Source organism: Pyrolobus fumarii 1A, from assembly GCF_000223395.1.
GTDB classification, from domain to species: Archaea; Thermoproteota; Thermoprotei_A; order Sulfolobales; family Pyrodictiaceae; genus Pyrolobus; species Pyrolobus fumarii.
Window position 1 is genome coordinate 1,614,259 of sequence record NC_015931.1, and the last position, 15,852, is coordinate 1,630,110.

17 protein-coding genes and 1 pseudogene are annotated in these 15,852 nt (G+C 54.4%); 13 read left to right on the forward strand and 5 right to left on the reverse strand.

The window, feature by feature from the left end; translation table 11 throughout:
- Positions 1-40: 40 nt before the first annotated feature.
- Together PYRFU_RS08495 and PYRFU_RS08500 are read right to left on the reverse strand one after the other, a co-directional pair.
- On the reverse strand, positions 41-1,642 hold the full coding sequence (locus PYRFU_RS08495; protein WP_014027262.1) for a DEAD/DEAH box helicase: 1,602 nt from the start codon (positions 1,640-1,642) through the stop codon (positions 41-43).
- Entirely contained in the window at positions 1,643-2,086 is a 444-nt protein-coding gene (locus PYRFU_RS08500; protein WP_014027263.1) for a hypothetical protein, read from the reverse strand.
- Positions 2,087-2,170: 84 nt separating this feature from the next.
- On the opposite strand from PYRFU_RS08500, the gene PYRFU_RS08505 reads away from it, so the two are divergent.
- Positions 2,171-2,908 (forward strand): phosphoribosyltransferase family protein, encoded by a 738-nt coding sequence (locus tag PYRFU_RS08505; RefSeq protein ID WP_014027264.1) that lies wholly within the window; start codon positions 2,171-2,173, stop codon positions 2,906-2,908.
- A 71-nt stretch (positions 2,909-2,979) separates the two neighbouring features.
- A complete protein-coding gene (locus tag PYRFU_RS08510) occupies positions 2,980-3,861 on the forward strand; it encodes an Mrp/NBP35 family ATP-binding protein (protein WP_244403846.1) in 882 nt (293 codons plus the stop codon).
- On the opposite strand, the gene PYRFU_RS10070 is transcribed toward PYRFU_RS08510, so the two are convergent.
- Entirely contained in the window at positions 3,803-4,570 is a 768-nt protein-coding gene (locus PYRFU_RS10070; protein ID WP_014027266.1) for an MBL fold metallo-hydrolase, read from the reverse strand. The two genes, PYRFU_RS08510 and PYRFU_RS10070, sit on opposite strands and share 59 nt — an antisense overlap.
- A 76-nt stretch (positions 4,571-4,646) precedes the next feature.
- Here PYRFU_RS10070 and PYRFU_RS08520 point away from each other — a divergent pair, with 76 nt between their 5' ends.
- From PYRFU_RS08520 to PYRFU_RS08530, 3 genes are all read left to right on the forward strand, one after another.
- The gene (locus PYRFU_RS08520; protein ID WP_014027267.1) at positions 4,647-5,057 is read left to right on the forward strand and encodes an AbrB/MazE/SpoVT family DNA-binding domain-containing protein; all 411 of its coding nucleotides are present in this window, start codon (positions 4,647-4,649) and stop codon (positions 5,055-5,057) included.
- A 25-nt stretch (positions 5,058-5,082) separates the two neighbouring features.
- Positions 5,083-5,853: a DUF72 domain-containing protein gene (locus PYRFU_RS08525; RefSeq protein WP_014027268.1), complete on the forward strand. Its 771-nt coding sequence runs from the start codon at positions 5,083-5,085 to the stop codon at positions 5,851-5,853.
- 136 nt (positions 5,854-5,989) lie between these two features.
- Positions 5,990-7,069 carry an N-acetyl-lysine deacetylase gene (locus tag PYRFU_RS08530; protein ID WP_014027269.1) on the forward strand — a complete coding sequence of 360 codons (1,080 nt, stop codon included), beginning with the start codon at positions 5,990-5,992 and terminating at the stop codon, positions 7,067-7,069.
- On the opposite strand, the gene PYRFU_RS08535 is transcribed toward PYRFU_RS08530, so the two are convergent.
- A complete protein-coding gene (locus PYRFU_RS08535; RefSeq protein WP_048191986.1) occupies positions 7,017-7,712 on the reverse strand; it encodes an HAD family hydrolase in 696 nt (231 codons plus the stop codon). The genes PYRFU_RS08530 and PYRFU_RS08535 overlap by 53 nt on opposite strands.
- A 152-nt stretch (positions 7,713-7,864) precedes the next feature.
- On the opposite strand from PYRFU_RS08535, the gene tmk reads away from it, so the two are divergent.
- The 8 genes from tmk (at position 7,865) to PYRFU_RS08575 (ending at position 15,062) form a co-directional block, all read left to right on the forward strand.
- Positions 7,865-8,875, forward strand: a complete 1,011-nt coding sequence (gene tmk, locus PYRFU_RS08540; RefSeq protein WP_014027271.1) for a dTMP kinase — start codon at positions 7,865-7,867, stop codon at positions 8,873-8,875.
- Positions 8,876-9,010: 135 nt separating this feature from the next.
- A complete protein-coding gene (locus PYRFU_RS08545; protein WP_014027272.1) occupies positions 9,011-10,345 on the forward strand; it encodes an RsmB/NOP family class I SAM-dependent RNA methyltransferase in 1,335 nt (444 codons plus the stop codon).
- 205 nt (positions 10,346-10,550) lie between these two features.
- Positions 10,551-11,252 carry an archaeal proteasome endopeptidase complex subunit alpha gene (gene psmA / locus PYRFU_RS08550; protein WP_048191988.1) on the forward strand — a complete coding sequence of 234 codons (702 nt, stop codon included), beginning with the start codon at positions 10,551-10,553 and terminating at the stop codon, positions 11,250-11,252.
- A 72-nt stretch (positions 11,253-11,324) separates the two neighbouring features.
- Positions 11,325-12,032: a ribosome assembly factor SBDS gene (locus PYRFU_RS08555; RefSeq protein WP_014027274.1), complete on the forward strand. Its 708-nt coding sequence runs from the start codon at positions 11,325-11,327 to the stop codon at positions 12,030-12,032.
- 2 nt (positions 12,033-12,034) lie between these two features.
- Positions 12,035-12,751 (forward strand): exosome complex RNA-binding protein Rrp4, encoded by a 717-nt coding sequence (rrp4, locus tag PYRFU_RS08560; protein WP_014027275.1) that lies wholly within the window; start codon positions 12,035-12,037, stop codon positions 12,749-12,751.
- Positions 12,744-13,490, forward strand: coding sequence for an exosome complex exonuclease Rrp41 (gene rrp41, locus PYRFU_RS08565; RefSeq protein ID WP_014027276.1), 747 nt, complete (start codon positions 12,744-12,746; stop codon positions 13,488-13,490). Before rrp4 ends, rrp41 begins: the two co-directional genes overlap by 8 nt.
- A gap of 14 nt (positions 13,491-13,504) precedes the next feature.
- Positions 13,505-14,488: an exosome complex protein Rrp42 gene (gene rrp42, locus PYRFU_RS08570; RefSeq protein WP_014027277.1), complete on the forward strand. Its 984-nt coding sequence runs from the start codon at positions 13,505-13,507 to the stop codon at positions 14,486-14,488.
- Between the two features lie 298 nt (positions 14,489-14,786).
- A complete protein-coding gene (locus PYRFU_RS08575) occupies positions 14,787-15,062 on the forward strand; it encodes a 50S ribosomal protein L37ae (RefSeq protein ID WP_014027278.1) in 276 nt (91 codons plus the stop codon).
- Positions 15,063-15,213: 151 nt separating this feature from the next.
- On the opposite strand, the pseudogene PYRFU_RS10755 reads toward PYRFU_RS08575, so the two are convergent.
- Positions 15,214-15,836 (reverse strand): annotated as a pseudogene (locus PYRFU_RS10755) (sulfite exporter TauE/SafE family protein).
- Positions 15,837-15,852 lie beyond the last annotated feature (16 nt).

Sequence of the window (15,852 nt, forward strand, 5' to 3'; positions counted from 1 at the left end):
AATGTCAGAATCAACCTAATAACGCTATGCTCTTGGGTCCCTATAGGTCGATCAAGAAGGCGCGTCTCCTGGCTTGGGCTTCCTCCATCGTGCCCTTCACTACTATCTCGTAGAGTATTGCTTCTTTCTTCCCAGGCGCTGGGCGTAGAAGCCTTCCAAGCCTTTGGATGAACTGGCGTTTTGAGCTAGTACCCGAGAGGATTATACCAACGTTAGCATCGGGTATATCTAGACCTTCATCGCCGACAGTGGTGACAACAAGTATCCTAGCGCGTCCAGTCTTAAAGAGGTGGAGTGCCAGATCGCGTTTAACCCGATCAGTCTTACCGGTGATAACAGGCGCGCCAAGTAGAACACCGAGTTTCTTAGCCTGTTCCACATACTGCGTGAATATGATAACCTTGGAGCCCTTCGATGCCTCCTGTTCCGCAATCTCTTTTGCGAGTTTCAACTTGTTCTCAGCGTTGATGACTATCTTTCTCATCTCATTGAGTATCTTGAGAGCCTTTGATGCAGATTCGTCACCGGAAGCCGCCAGCCGTATGAGCTCGTTGATATCACGGCCTGCGGCGAGCTCGGCGTACTTCCTGCGAAGCTCCCTATACTTCATGGCCTCCTTTGGCGTTAGTGTGACGTACTTAGTGACTATCCTGTACTGGGCTAGGTAGCCCTGCGCAGCTAGCTCAGAGGCACTCTTACGGTAAATCAAGCCGCCCATCAACCGGAAGAGTTCAACGTGAAGCCCGTCTTCTCGCTCAGGCGTAGCCGAGAGGGCCATGCGGTAGGGCGCTAGTACGCCCTCAGCTATAAGCCGGAACCTCTCGGCGGGCAAGTGGTGAGCCTCATCCACTATGAGTAAAGCGAATTTGTCTCTAAGTTCATCTACACGCCTCCATGCTGTCTGGTACGTTGTCACGGTGATAGGCGCTATCCTCTTCTCTTCACCATAGAAGGCGCCCACCTCCCAAGGTGAGACTGTCAAGGCTTCGCGTATCTTCTCGACCCATTGTTTTAGCTGCTCACGCGTATACACGACTATGAGTGTTGGCACTTTTAACTCGGCTATTGCCGCCAGAGCTACTATAGTCTTGCCAGCACCGGTGGGTAACGCTATAACGCCACGATACTTGTTAGCCTTCCATGCTTCAAGAGCCTCACGTTGATATGGGCGAAGCTCGTAACGCAACGATATACTCTCGTTAAAAGGTTTTGGCTCCAGTAAGCCAGTCTCGTCAACAACCTCGAAACCCGCCCTACGAAGCTTATCAACAACATCGACCACAACGTAAGGCTTGACTATGAAGCCCTTAAGCTCCCTAGAATACCTCACGGTGCCGCCGAATTCGGCTAATAACTCGAGAAGCCTCTCCCGCGAACGAAGCACATAGAGACCATCCTCAACACGCAACCTTGCAATCTTCTCGGTCGCGCCCACGCCCGGTGGAAGCTCCTCCACGACACCTCCCATACTATCGATTATCGCGAGCACATCACGGAGTGAGAGGTTGGCGCGTCTAAGCTTAACCGGGTTTATCTCGAATATCCTCTCGCCATTCACAACCCCCTTATAATCGGCGAACTCGAGAACTTCCCGGAACTCATCCTCGCTTAGCCACCTTGAGAATTTTACACGGATACCCACTCAGCACACCTCCGTTAATTCAAGACCAGTCATGATACGTGGACGGCGTGTGTAAGAGCCACAGATCCTGCGTACAATCTCAACAGCCTTCTCCTCATTTGGCTCGTCTAGTACAACGACCCATAAGCCCCCAGCACTACGGTAATACAATATGTCCTCAGCGGGTGTGTCCCTAACCTCTCCCGGCGGCTCGCCTATACCCTCAAGACATACTCCCAACAATCTGAGCCTGTCACTATCCTCCTCAAGCAGAGGGGCATCATACCTATAGACCAGGGAGGCTCTCAAAGACTCCTTCTCGCACACTACTAGCTTCAAGATGGGCTCGTCGCGGATAATAGACTCGTTGAGAGCGTAGAGGGCTACATCCTCGTCAACAACGCGGGATAAGCGCTCAACGCTACGTCTTGAGGGGCCTGGGGGTCCTCGCGTGGGTTCAGCCATCACCGGTCAGCCCTTAAAACCCCAGTCATCCCCCGCTCTTAACCAGGGTTAAGCCAGCCGATTTAACCGGGGAGGTTGAGGCTTTTGTCTGCATTATCAAAGTACGATGCTATCCGTTTCAGGCTCCAGGTGGTATCCCTACTGCGTCTTCTGAAGAAGATATACTCGTATCGTGAGCTCTCCGCGATGACGGGGATCCCAGAGAGCGTCCTTTGTCGCTATGTCCGCGGGCAGACTATACCCAGCCTCGAGCAGGCACATGAGATAAAGAGGAGGCTCGAGGAGAACACCGACATACGCAAGATAGTTGCGAGTAGAGTAGAGCACCTACTCGAGGGTTATGTTGACCTAACCCAGGTAATCGGTGACCCAAGTCTCCTGCGCCTCATGGCATACTATGTGACGATGAAACTTGCTGGCAAGAGAGTCACTAAGGTACTCGTGCCAGAGACTAACGGTATACCATTCGCTACTATGATAGCCGATGTGTTAGAGGTGCCGCTTGTCATAGCAAAGAGGAACAAGGATAATCCCTACGAGGAGTACGTGGAGGCTAACGTGGTGGAGCCTAGTATACGCTCAACGATAACCTACTATATACCACGCCGCTTGATAAGCAGGCGCGACTCTGTACTCATAGTCGACGATCTAATACAATCTGGCAGGACGATTAGAGCCCTAGCTGCTAGCATAGAGAAGCTTGGTGCCAAGCCCGTCGCAACCGCGGCTATAGTTGCTGTTGGTGAGCCCCGTGTCTCGATACCCCAGCCTCTCATAGTATTGTTGCACCTTAGCGAACCTAGCCGGCTAGCTAGAGTGTGACGCATACCCGTATCTTGACTCTAGTGTAGTGTATAACCCCTTGAGGACAACTGGTTTTGCGGGTGCTTGTGGTGTCTGATGCACTTGTCAAGCAACGCGCTGAGATCATGAAGAAGGTTATTGAGCAGCAGAGGATGATCGCGGAGAAGATGAAGAAGGTAAGATACAAGCTCGTAATTCTCAGCGGCAAGGGTGGTGTAGGCAAATCTTTCGTAACAGCCAGTCTCGCCATGGCTCTAGCAATGAAGGGGCGTCGGGTGGCAGTCTTTGACGCCGATGTCCATGGGCCCTCGATACCTAAGATGCTGGGCGTTCATGGTAAGAGGATGTACGCGTTACCCGATGGAAGACTGTTGCCGGTTGAGGGACCGCTTGGAGTCAAGGTGGTATCGATAGACTTCCTTCTCGAGAGTGAGGAGCAGGCTGTGATATGGCGTGGGCCTTTGAAGACTGCAGCTATACGTGAGCTGCTAGCCTACACCGATTGGGGCGAGCTAGACTACCTCTTGGTTGATCTGCCGCCGGGTACGGGTGACGAGCAGCTGACGATAGCTCAGCTTATACCAGGGTTAAGCGGCACCATTATAGTCACGATACCGTCGGATGTAGCCAGGATTGTAGTGAAGAAGGCTATAACGTTTGCAAAGAGGCTGAATATACCCATAGTAGGCGTTATAGAGAACATGAGCTATTTCGAGTGTCCCGATGGCTCAAGGCACTACATTTTCGGGAAGGGTGCTGGCCGGAGGATAGCAGAGGAGATGGGCGTACCGTTCCTTGGTGAAATTCCAATCGACCCGAGGATATCCAAGGCTAATGACGAGGGTAAGCCCTTCTTCGTCGAGTATCCCGACTCGTCGGCTGCTAAAGCCTTCCTTGAGATAGCTGAACGCGTTATAGAGCGAGTGGAGGGTAAAGGAGAAGGCCGGAGCGAGAGTCAAGCGAAAGAGTGAGGCCTACGCCACCATCAATGTATCTCGTGCCTAGTAGGGTGCCAAGTAATCCCGATCCCCAATGGGTGCAGTGAAGGCCAATGACTAGATTAGCTCTCTCCAGGGCGAGGTGCGCTACCTCCTCTATATCGTCTCTGCTCGCGTTCTTTAGGTGGAACCCACCCATCAAGATGTCAACGTGTTTTGCATTGGACCAGTAGAAGATTTGTCTTAGGCCGGCGTGCCCACATGCAACTATAAGCAGACGGTAGTCTGCGACGTTAAGCGTGAGTGATATCTCGCCGCTTGAACCTACCGGGCCGAAGGCCTCTACGCCTGGTGCAACAGTGACTCGGCCCCTGACATAGGCGGTGCGTTCAACCATTACGTTCTCTAGTATCTCGGATACCCGGTTTGATACGCCTCGAGGCTCTGGCAGGTAGACTATACGTGGTTTGAGAACCTCGCCAAGCTCCCTAAGCGCATAGTAGTGGTCGCGGTGCATATGTGATATTATGATGTGGTCTACCCTTTCAATCGGGGTGCCCAGTAACCTGGCATTGTGGAGGAGAGCCCACGGTGACCCACTAACGTCGAACAGAAGTCTCCACTTGGATGCCCCCGAGCCGACCTCAATGTAGATTGACAAGCCATAGTCTGTTGCTAAATCCTCGCGCAATGAGAGGTTGTCGACCAGCACTGTGAGGCGGGCATATTCTGGTTTCTCCACCCTCAGCCTCCCTGCCCCACCCCAAGCCTACCATGATTAACCCTTGCTATAGTGTCTACAGTGGGGGGCTCCGGGCTTGAAGATAACCGAGATTGTTCGTGTCGATAGTAAAGGTAGGATAACAATACCAATGGTTGTTCGTGACGCTCTTAACATAGTTGAGGGGATGCACCTCATACTGGTTGCTGATCCTGACAAGCGGGAGATTGTCCTCTCGCCGATATTCGCTCCCGTGGCGCACGTCTATGAGATCTATCTAGAGCTGCGTGACACTCCCGGGGCTCTAGCCAAGGTCTCCGAGGAGCTGGCAAAGATGGGTGTAGACCAGTTGACGACACAGTGTGCGGCAGTTAAGCGTGGAGAGTACGCAGAGTGCGTCATTGTAGCCGATTTTAGCAAGGTGAGGATGTCGCCGGAGGAGGTCAAACAGAGGCTGATAGAGCTTGACGAGGTGCGGCTCGTTAGTATTAGGAAGCTGCACAGGTAGTCCCTAGACGGAGGCAAAGAGCGGCATGTGCATAGTCAAGGTCGGGTGTTGTGGTTTTCCCGTAGCACGGGCAAGGTACTTCGAGCAGTTTAGGCTCGTGGAGGTGCAACAGACCTTCTACAAGCTCCCTACCCGGGAGACCCTCGAGAGATGGAGGAGAGAGGCTCCCCAGGATTTCGAGTATACGGTGAAAGCCTGGCAGGTGGTCACGCACCCTCCGAGCAGCCCCACGTGGCGCAAGGCTGGGTTGAAACCCGAACCCGGAAAGGAGGATAGGTACGGTCTACTCAGACCGACGCCCGAGAACTTCGAGGCGTGGAAGAAGACCGTGGAGGCTGCCGACATACTAAACGCCAGGATAATCGTTGTACAGACGCCGCCGAGCTTCGGCTACAGTGAAGAGAACCTGCGCAACGCTCTCGAGTTCTTCCGAGAGGCGGCCAAGTATGGGAAAACCATCGGGTGGGAGCCTCGCGGCACCTGGCATGAACACCCCGAGGCGATTAGGAGGATAGTCGAGGAGACCGGCGTGATACACGTTGTGGATCTTCTACGGAGATGGCCGGTCGTCGTAGGCAGGATAGCCTACGTGAGGTTGCATGGTCTCGGTGGTCGCGAGGTGAACTACCGATACAAGTATACGGATCAGGACCTGGAGGAGCTGGTCGCTAGGGTCAAGAAGCTTTGTAGTGAGGGCGCCGAGGAGGTATACGTGCTATTCAACAACGTCTATATGTTTGACGATGCGCGGAGATTCAGGGAGAAGGCGAGAAACGCCGGTCTGGACGTATCCTAGTCCTATGGGGCGGTGAGGAGGCTCTACCAGCGATGAGGGCCCCAGTCGCCCCGTGAAGATACCGACCACCAGCCGAGCCCCACACGGCCCCGTTTAAACGCCGGGAAGCGTAGGCCCTCCTCGCGGTGCTGGACTAGTGGAGGCTAGGCTGCCCAGTCTCGAGCGTATTGTGGAGCATCTCCGTAGGCTTGTGGAGGTCTATGCGCCGACTGGGGAGGAGGAGCGGTTACACCCGGTTCTCCGCGAGATAGCAGAGGAGCTAGGCGCAGACTACGTGATAGACGAGGTCGGGAACTTTTTCATTGTTAGCGGCGACGGCCACCCCAACATTGTTCTTGTGAGTCACCTTGACACCGTGCCCGGCGAGCTACCCGTTCGGGTGGAGGGCACTACCGTCTGGGGTCGTGGCGCTGTAGATGCGCGCGCCCCGCTCTTGGCGATGGTGTACGCGGCGGCCCTCTACAAAGGGCCGTGCACAGTTTGGGGTGGCGGCGTTGTTGCCGAGGAGGGCGACTCGCGTGGTGCCTGGCACCTGGTACGGAAGGGCGTCAAGCCAGACTACATAATCATTGGCGAGCCTAGCGGCACTACCGGTGTAGTGATAGGGTATCGAGGCTCTGCACCCAGCAGAGTGGTGTGTAGGGGGAGAGGTGGGCACGGCGCTAGTCCTTGGGATGCAGACTCGGCGCTCGAGAAGCTCATAGACTACTATGTTTCGTTGAGGAACCGATCTGGCAGAAGCTTCAACGAGATAACTGCCGTTGCGACCATCATCAGGGCCGGTGACTATCCAAACAAGCTCCCAGAGGAGGCGGTGGCACACCTCGATGTTCGTGTGCCGCCAGGCAAGAGCATCGAGGATGTGAGGGCATTCCTAGAGGAGGGTCTACCGCGAGACTGTCGCGTAGAGGTACTGGGCTATACGCCAGGGATACGTGTCAGACCCAACGATCCGGTGCCGCGTGCCTTGATACGCGGTTTGATACGCGAAGGGGCCAAACCGAGAATACTCCTCAAGCACGGCACAAGCGATATGAACATCCTTGCCCAGGTAGCAAGGAGTATCGCAGCGTATGGACCAGGAGACTCGAGGCTAGCGCACAGCACGGAAGAGAGGGTGGATGCAAAGGAAGTGCTCCTTGCGACGCGCGTCCTCATACACGCTATTCGCGAGCTATGCGAGACACTACGACGGAGACAGACGCGACACTCCTAACGCCACAGAGCCTAGCATGGATGCAGTAGAACTCCTCGTTAATAGGAGCCCAGACCAACACGCCATAACCGCCAGCCAGTATGACACCCGCAACATCCTCGTCAACACGGTCACCAACATGAACCAACCTACTTGTATCAACTCCGAGGGCCTCGGCAATGGCCTTAAATGCTCTGACATCCGGCTTAGCAGCACCAATCTCGTCTGAGAACAGGATAGCGTCAAAGAAACCAGCTAACCCAGCAGCCTCCAAAACACGGCGTGTGACCCTGCCAGGCCAGAAGAGCACGTTACCAAGGATACCGACGCGGAAACCGAGGCTCTTAACCCCCTCGACAGCTTCACGTGCACCAGGAAGCAGTAATTCTCTCGCAGAACCGACAAGCACACTCTCAACAACAGAGAAGAGGAGATCAACCGTAATGCCTACTTCCCTAGCGACTATCTCGGCACCACGCTTCGCGTCAAACCAACCCTCGGACCTCCTAGAGCGTCTAGCCAGCTTAGCACCTCGCTTCAAAGCCTCAAGAACGTTTTCTTGCTCGGTGTTAAGCTCCTCGGCGAGCCTCTGAGCGATGAGCGAGTAAGCCTTGGTAAGGTTCAAGAGTGTGCCCCACACGTCAAAAGACACTGCGAAGCTCACTTGAAGTACACCCTAGGCGATGCGGACAAAAGCTACAATTTTTAAGCAACTCCCGCGCTGATGACAGAATTAGTGATACACGAGTTATACTAGGTCCAGACTACAAGGAGGCGAAAGACGAGTACATAACTAGAAGTTGGGTCGTATATGCTTTGAAACCAGCATCGCGAGAAACACCGGTAATCGAAAATGTTATCAGACTAGCATACAAGCGTGGTGAGGAGAAGCGCGTGCCAAGCCTGCCACTTGAACTCGAGCCTGTCCTTGCCAAGAGTGTGGCAAAACGGCTACGAGAGCAATACGGGATTACCATTGAGCCTGGCTCGCTCGTACCAAGAAAGTGCAATGGCAGGGAAATAGGAGTACTCATAGCCATCGAGGGACTAGATGGAGCAGGGACTACAACTACGTCTCTTGCGCTCGCAAGTATACTGCGCTTGTTTGTGAAGAACGGAAAGGCGGTTTACACCAAAGAGCCTACTGATAACCCAATAGGCGTGCTAATCAAGAGCATACTCCGCGGGCATGTCGACAAATCACTCATGCGCCCTGATATACTCACACATCTATTCATAGCTGATAGGATACACCACGTCTATGAGGAGAACGTAGCTCCGGGTGCTCGTGGAGTCGTCGGGGCAGTGGCGCAAGGGTACCTCGTTGTCACAGACCGCTACAAGTATAGCAACATAGCCTACCAATCAAGCATGGATGAGACCAACACCTACACTATGGAGGATATAATGGCACTCAACGCTGTCACGCCACCAGCGCACATACTCCTATACCTTGATGTTGAGCCAGAGGAGGCCTTGCGAAGAATAACAACTACCAGGAAGGTTCTCGAAACAACCGAGAACCTCGAACTTCTCAGAAAAGTGCGTAACGCGTATCAAAAGCTACTTGTCATGCTCAAAGAGAATCCAGAATGGCCAGCAGCGAGCCCAGGAGAGACACCATGGGTTACGCATGTTGAGAGGACAACTGGTATAAGCGTTGAATGCATCTATCCACGAGATGCACAGTATCCCGTCATAATCAAAGTATATGAGCGTGATATGAGCGTCGAGGAGATGTTAGTAGAGTCCCTGACCCGTGTGATAGCCAAACTGGTCGAAACGGGGCATCTAGTTCAAGAAAACGGGAATGAGCATGGTGTATAGCGTAGATGCATTCAACGCTCATACTAGTTGCCCTCTCAACAAGTGTGCTTTGCCCCTCTAGACTCCAAGATGGCTAGACATAATTCGACATGGTTTCAAGATCGTGATATATCATTATCGAGTTCTTAGAGGCGCGTGCTCTTCGCTATAGCATCTCGGCTATACCTCCTCGCGAAAACTAGCCAAGCGGGCTGGTGTGGCGTGGTTGATGTCGAACTAGTATGTGGTGCCATACTCGCGATAGTCGAACGCAGTTTTCGCTCCCTTCGTGCAGTGCTAGAGTCCGGCAAATGGGATGCACCTCGAGGACTTCTACATGCGTTGTGCCTGGGTGTGCTCCGCAACTACAAGTTACTCGTGCGTGCTCTTCGACGCTGTGGCTTTCGCGGACAAGTGCGTGGAGGTCGACGCGAAGGTTGGGTCCCTATCGTGGCAGCCTATGAGGCCATGTTTAGGCGCGAGGCGGTACCCCGAGAGCGTCTCGAAAAGTTCCTCCCGCGTAATGTGGTTGAGTGTCTGTTGCGTCTTGAACCCCGTGACGTCGTCTTGGGGGTGAGTGATCCTCTTGAGCGGCTCTCGCTGCTTTATAGCATACCGAGGTGGGTGGTTGAGCGGCTCTCGCGTCTATTGCCGCGGGATAGGCTAGAGTCTGTACTGAGAGCCTTCCAGGAGCCGCCACCCACATACATCCGCTTCAATCGTCTCGTGTTCAACGATGTAGAAGCTGTTGTGGAGGATTTGAAGAGTAGAGGTGTCTATGCAAAACCAGATCCTGTGCTCGACGATGTGGTTGTTGTTGAGTACATGGAACCTGGAGCTGTTGGGAGGCTCCCCGGCAATCTATACTACATCCAGGATCGGTCGGCAGCCCTGATAGCTCATGTGCTTGGGCAGGTTGAAGGTGTTGTACTTGACTCGTTCAGCGCGCCCGGCGGTAAGGCAGGACACGTGGCTTGGCGCAACCCTCGTGTCTCGATAGTCGCGGTTGACCTCTCGCGCCGGAGGCTCCGTGACGAGGCTAGGCTCTTGGCTAGGCAAGGCGTTGATAGGAGAGTAGTTCTAGTGGAAGGTGATGCTAGACGTCCTCCAGTAAGGAGGGTGGACGCGGCAATCGTGGACCCAGATTGCAGCAGCATTGGTAGGCTCGGTCATAGCCCGGAGACTAGGCTCTTCCTTGAACAGGCAGGGCCACGCATAATTGAGAGGCTCTCGAGGCTACAATATGAGGGTTTGAAGGCTGCGGCTCTTACAGTGAAAAAGGGCGGTGTAATCGTCTACTCGACTTGTACGTTGACGCTGGAGGAGAACGAGGGTGTGGTGAAGCGTTTGCTTGACGAGGGGCTCGTGGAGCTCGTGGAGGCGGCGCCTTGGGTTGGCGAGAGGAGCCCCGTGCTCCCCGAGACGCAACGTGTTTACCCGGATGTTGCGAGGTGTGGCGGCGGGTATACAGCCAAGCTCGTGAGGGTCTAGAGACACCCGGGGCGATGGGGACGCTTGGAAGGGCCGAGCGGGCTAGGCGCCGAAAGCCTAGCCTGGTGAGGAATACGGGGATGCCGAGCCCCCACGTGGCGTCACCATGTGAGCTTCCAGTTTAGCCTCTAGGAACCGCTTTTACTCCTCCAGTGTGACGCCGGAGAGGGGAGTCACGTTGGGATTCCCACCGCAGCCGACCGTAATGGGCTATGATAGGAGCACTGCGATGTTCTCGCCCGATGGGCGCCTCTTCCAGGTCGAGTATGCATTCGAGGCTGTGCGTAGAGGCTGGACAGCCATAGGTGTGCGTGTCAAGGAGGGTGTCGTGCTAGTCGCTGAGAAGAGGAGAACAGCGCCACTCGCGGACATGGAGCAGATGGAGAAGATAATGAAGATCGACGAGCATATCGGGGCCAGTAGCGTGGGGCTCGGCGGCGATGGCAGGATACTGATCGACTATGCAAGGCTCGTGGCGATACGGCACCGCCTCCTCTATGGCGAGAGGATAAGCGTCGAGTACCTGACTAGACAGGTGTGTGATGTGATGCAGAGTTACACGCAGTTTGGAGGCGTGAGGCCCTTCGGCGTAGCGATCATACTGGGTGGTGTTGATGATCGCGGCCCGGCGCTCTTCGTCGCGGAGCCTAGCGGGCAGTACTTCGGCTACAAGGCTGTAGCCCTAGGCAGCGGGTCCGGTCAAGCGTACGACGTTCTCGAGAAGGAGTATAACGAGGACATGAGCCTAGAGGATGCTATCAAGCTAGCGCTTAAGGCGCTGCTCCGTAGCACCGAGCAGAAGCCGACAGCAGACCTCATAGAGATAGGCGTGATTGATGTGAAGACTGCTCAGTTCCGTAAGCTGAGTAAGGACGAGAGGGCCAAGCTCCTAGAGCAAATACAGTAGAGTATCACGATGTGAGCGGTGGAGTATTAGGTATTGTAGCCCCTCCCCACGTCTTTCAACCAGGGGCTCCGGATGGGTAAGAAGCGTGAGCAAGAGCACGTGATTGCAAGGCTAGAGGTGGGCGGTAAGAAGTTCGAGGTTCTTGTGAACCCAGATGCTGCTATGAGGCTACGCGAGGGTAAGCAGGTGGATCCCGACGAGCTTCTTGTCGGCGACTATGTGTATCGCGATGTACGTAGGGCTTTGAAGGCTAGTCCCGAGGAGCTCAAGAAGGTATTCGGGACGGACGATGTGAAGAAGATTGCAGTTGAGATCGTCAAACGCGGCGAGATACAGATGACAACAGAGCAGAGGAGGAGGCTAATAGAGCAGAAGAAGAGGCAAATCATAATGTTCATCGCAAAGAACGCTATCGACCCGAGGACGAAGCTCCCGGTGCCGCCGCAGCGCATTGAAGCTGCCATGGAGGAGGCGGGTGTTGGTGTAGACCCGTTCAAGCCGGTAGAGGAGCAAGCCATGCAGATAATCAAGGCTCTGCAGCGTGTACTGCCACTAAAGATTGCCCGTGCGCTTCTCAAGATAGTAGTGCCTCCAGAGTTTGCGCCGAGAGTATATGGAGAATTGCAGAGGCTTGGTGAGGTCAAGAGCACGGACTGGAGGACAGATGGTAGTCTTGTAGCTGAGTTGGAAATACCGGCGGGGATGCAGCAAGAGGTTATAGACCGCTTGAACAAGTTGACGCGTGGGCAGGTAGAGGTCAAGATACTCTCGGTGGTCTAGCCATGGCGCGCATATTCGTGCAGAACCGTGACGTAGTGGTGCCAGGCCAGCTGCTAGCAGAAGGTCCCGATGTAGAGCCAGCGTCACCGTACGTTGAGAAGAGGGGTGACCGCCTATACTCGACGATACTCGGCTTGGCTGACGTACAGGAGAATAAGATTGGTGTGATCCCGCTAGAAGGGCCGTACATCCCTAAGCCTGGCGACATAGTCATAGGGCTCATCGTTGATGTCGGTGTGACTCACTGGGAGGTTGACATCAGGGCGCCGTATACGGCCATCCTTACTGCTCAAGAGGCTCTAGACAGGCCCTTCAATCCTGCTACCGACGACCTCCTAAGATACTACCAGATAGGCGATTACATCGTCGCAAAGGTCACATCCTTTGACCGTACGCATGACCCGTATCTAACGGTGAAGGGTAAAGGGCTGGGCAAGATAGTGACGGGGTCCATAGTCGAGATTAAGCCGTCAAGAGTACCGAGGGTCATCGGCAAGAAGGCGTCGATGGTAAACATGCTGGTCAGCTTGACGGGATGCAACATAGTTGTTGGGCAGAATGGTAGGATACTCGTCCAGTGCCGCGATAAGGATCTTGAGGAGGTTCTCGTGCTCGCGATTAAGAAGATTGAGAGGGAGGCTCACATACCCGGTTTAACCGACCGGGTCCGTGCGTTCATCGAGGAGGAGTTGAGAAGGAGGGGCGTGAACCGTGGCTAAGCGCGAACCACCCGTGCCGTTGATAACCAAGACGGAGGAGGGAAGGATAGTACGCCATGATGGGCGTGCACCCGACGAGCTGAGACCCATAAGGATGGAGGTCGGTGTGCTTAGCAACGCTGATGGCTCGGCCTATGTAGAGTTTGGGAGAACCCGTGTAATAGCAGCGGTCTATGGCCCTCGCGAGGTGCACCCGAAGCACATGGCTCTCCCGGATCGCGCATTGATACGGTGCAGGTACCACATGGCGCCCTTCTCTACTGATGAGAGGAAAAGCCCGGCACCCACCCGTCGCGAGATAGAACTATCTAAGGTCATTCGCGAGGCTCTAGAGCCGGTCGTCTTCACAGAGCTTTACCCGAGGACCACGATAGACATCTTCATCGAGGTTATCGAGGCTGATGGGGGTACCAGGACAGCGGCCGTGACTGCAGCGAGTCTCGCGCTTGCCGATGCGGGCGTCCAGATGAGGGATCTCGTGGCGGGCGTGGCGGTCGGCAAGGTGCAGGGTGTGCTAGTCCTTGACATCGACCAACTTGAGGATGAGTATGGCGAGGCTGACATGCCAGTAGCTATGGCGCCAAGCCTCGGCTGGGTAACGCTCCTACAGCTTAACGGCGTGTTGAGCCGCGAGGAGTTCAAGGAGGCTATGGCGCTAGCCAGGAAGGGTATAGAGGCGATATACAAGATGCAGAGGGAGGCTCTTAGGAGGAAGTACGCCGAGGTGAAGACGGTCTAAGGGGGTGACGTGGCGTGAGCGTAACACCGTGGATGCTGCCAGTAGTCCCGAGGCTAGAGAAGGAGACGATAGAGTCTCTGCTTGAGCGCGGCGCGAGGCTAGACGGTAGGAGGCTAGACCAGATTAGAAGCATAGAGATCATACCAGGTTACGTGGGGAAAGCTGAGGGCTCGGCGCTAGTCAAGCTCGGCAACACGATGGTGCTAGCTGGCGTCAAGATGGACATAACGCAGCCATTCCCCGATACCCCTGACGAGGCCGTACTAGTGGTGCATGCAGAGTTTGTGCCGCTGGCCTCCCCGGTATTCGAGCCAGGCCCGCCCGACGAGAACGCCATCGAGCTTGCCAGGGTAGTTGATCGTGCACTTAGAGAGATACGCGCAGTGGCTCTTGACAGGCTAGTGTTGGAGCCCGGCAAGGCCGTCTGGAGGATATACGTTGATATTTACGTGTTGAACCACGATGGTAACCTTCTCGACGCTTCAATGCTAGCATCAATGGCGGCTCTCATGGCCACAAGAGTGCCCGCTGTCAGGAGGACAGGAGAGGGCTTCGCAATAGAACGTGGAAGGTACACGGGCCTACTACCGATAAACAATCGTGTAGTTACAGTGACCGTAGCCAAGATAGGCTCTAGGATGGTCGTGGATCCCTCCTTCGACGAGGAGCTTGTAGCAGATGTTAGACTAGCAGTTGCAGTGTCTGATGATAACAGGATAGCTGGGCTGCAGATGATGGGCATGGGCTACATGACCGAGAAGGAGATATCCACAGCAATAGAAATGGCGATGAGGACGGCCCCAGTGCTACTCAAGGCACTACAGGAGAAGGTAGAACCATATCGTAAGAAACTCCTCGAAGAGATAATGGAGAAGGGCGAGATAGTCGAAGCGACGATGGAAGCTAGACTAGCGGCGCCAACCAGGAGTATAGAGGAAGCAGTCGAGGACACAACCTACGATATCACGCAGACGAGTGGTATAGAGGATCAAGAGTAACGCGGTTTTCACACAATACGTGTTTTTGGCTCCTGGTAATGCACCCCGAAGCACCTAGTTCTTGACAAGCGGGATTGGGTCTGCACACGGTTGCTACCGTCCATAACCCGTCCATAACGAGCGACACATCTAACAACTACTAGGGAGTAGAGTACCTGGCGGCTCTGCGGCAACCCTTGGGGGTGAGGAGTGCTAACGCAACCGAGAGTATGAGGAGGCCCTCGATCTCCGACCCTCCCTTTGAGGTTTCACGCTTATAGCTGGGGTACCCCCTAGGGCTCGTGAGGGTGGCCAAAGAATGGCCAAGAGGACGAAGGTTGTGGGCATAGCCGGTAGATTCGGGCCACGTTATGGATCCACGCTCAGGAAGCGCTGGAAGGAGGTAATGGAGAGGAGGTATGACGCTCAGAAGAACATGCCATGCCCATTCTGCGGCACTAAGGGCCACATCAAGAGGATTAGCGTTGGTCTATGGAAGTGTGAGAAGTGTGGTGTAACCTGGGCGGGTGGCGCTTACGTCCCAAGAACGGGGCTCAACAAGTTCTTCCCAAAGATAGTAACCCGCGAGGAGTAACGCAACACGCCTCAACACACATGTGGTACACTGATTATTTTCAGTCGCTTGGGTATACGGCCGTTCTTGCGCATTCTACACCCGCCCTTGATTACCTAAGGTGATACCAAGATAGAGAAAACGAAGAACACTCGCCCCTACTGGCCGTTGCTCACCAGCCTATGTGGCTTATGTTTGACATTAACATGTATGCTGCCACTATGAGCAGTAATGACGCGAACACTATCTTTAGTGTTCTGCCTGGAGCTTTAGCGGCTAGGTTAGAGCCTATAATTCCGCCGATAGCCCCGCCAGCGGCAAACAATGCGGTTACATGTAGGTCTAGTGGTCTACCTTGTATGCTGTAGCTCAACAGCCCCGCAACACCATTGATAAATATTATGAAGAGCGATGTTCCAATGGCTTTGTGCATGTCAAGTCTGGCGCCACAAAGGAGAGCCGGGACAATTAGGAACCCGCCGCCGGCACCAAGAATCCAGAGGCAGTTCCCGCCATGAACCCAAGCAAGAGTATTCGTTTATAATCGATTCTTGTCTTAGTTGGATAGTGTTGTGAAGGACGTACTCCTGTGTTGCTCGTATGCGTGCTGCCATCTCTTCGCATTAACATTCTTACGGCAATCACTATGAGGAGTGCTGAAAACATCACTAGAAGCATTGGACCGTTCACGAACTTGTTCATATAACTACCAAGGTAGACTCCAATTAGCGATGTGCTAGCCATTACCAAACCTATCCTAAACGATATGTGGCCTGAACGTACGTAGCGGACCAAGCTTGTAAGGGATATC